The sequence below is a fragment of the Kitasatospora sp. NPDC001225 genome (assembly GCF_053597855.1).
On record NZ_JBSFJC010000465.1, the window covers coordinates 1 to 1,286 of the forward strand.

Annotated in this window: 1 protein-coding gene; it reads right to left on the reverse strand. The window is 66.8% G+C overall.

Annotation, left to right across the window (positions count from 1 at the left end):
- On the reverse strand, positions 1-539 hold a 539-nt coding region (locus ACWDCZ_RS41490), incomplete at its 3' end, for an ALF repeat-containing protein (RefSeq protein ID WP_449818746.1).
- Between the last annotated feature and the right edge of the window lie 747 nt (positions 540-1,286).

Sequence of the window (1,286 nt, forward strand, 5' to 3'; positions counted from 1 at the left end):
TGCGCGATGTACTGGCCGACCGCCAGGAAGTCGCGCACGTCCTCGATCGACCCGTTCAGCGCCGCACGCGCCGCCGCCTGGGTGTTCGTGCCGCCGTTGCTGAGGATCTGCACCAGCTTGAGCCGGTCGTCGGAATCCTTCGCCGGGAACTGTCCCTCGGTCAGGAACCGCTGCAGGTCCTCGCTGTTGTTGCTGCGCAGCGCCGCGTCACCGGCGGCCTGCAGGTTGCTGCCCGCGCCCATCGCGGGGTCGGTGAGCCGGGTGATCATCAGCCGCCGGTCGGCGTCGAGAGCCGCCTGCCAACCGCCCTGCAGGAAGGCGCGCAACTCGTCGGGAGTTCCATCGATCGCCTTGTCCGCGGCCTCGCGGACCTTCGGCCCACCCACACTGGAGATCTGTGTGGCGGCGAGCAGGTCGTCCAGGCGCTGGGTGCCGGCGAGGTCGTTGTCGACGAACTGCTTCACGTCCTGGTCGGAGCCCGCGAGCGCGGCCTCGGCGAGCTCGTGGACGCGAGGGCCGCCGTTGAGCCACGCGGTCAACGCGCGCTCACGGGGGGTCGGTTGGACCGGCCCGCCGGTCGGCTCGGCAGCGACGGCGCTCTGGATGCCGGATCCCACCAGACCGGCCGTCAGGGCGAGCGGCAGCAGGCTCAGGGAGAGCCTGCCCAGTAGCGGCGGCCTTCCCCTCCCTTGCCGTCGCGAGCGGGATATCGATTGGCGCACCGGAAAACCTCCACTGTCGACATCGGCCGAATCCAGGCCGCAGCGGAGCCTACGTCAAATGATGTCACGACAGAACGCTTACGAAGTCAAGAAGTTGAGAGTTGAGACACGTGCAATAAACCCTCTCAGTGGGCCCATATTTCGGCAAAGCGAGCGCATCGCCAGGAAGTGCCCAAGCTATTCGAAACTGTGACAGAGCGCCTGCTCGGGATGGGTCTCCGGAAGAAAGACCTGGCGTGTCGTCAGTTTCATCTGGTTCGATGGGGCCGCATTCCGTCCTTGATCACGAAGGCGCCGGGTGGTTGATTCCGTGCATCCCCATCACCCATGACGCGCCATCACGACATGTTGGTTCGCCCGCTATCAAGGGTGGTTCGCACCAATCCGTGGATCTGCCCGTCAGGGCAACACCAGATGAACGAAGAGGAATAGTCATGGCAAAGCGCATGTCCCGCTTGCTCGTTGGCGGTGCGGTCGCCGTGGCCGCCACGCTCGGCGCCACCGCACTGGCCTCCGCCGACGGCACTCCGGCGGACAACTCGGCCGCGCCGGTGGCGGTCGAGG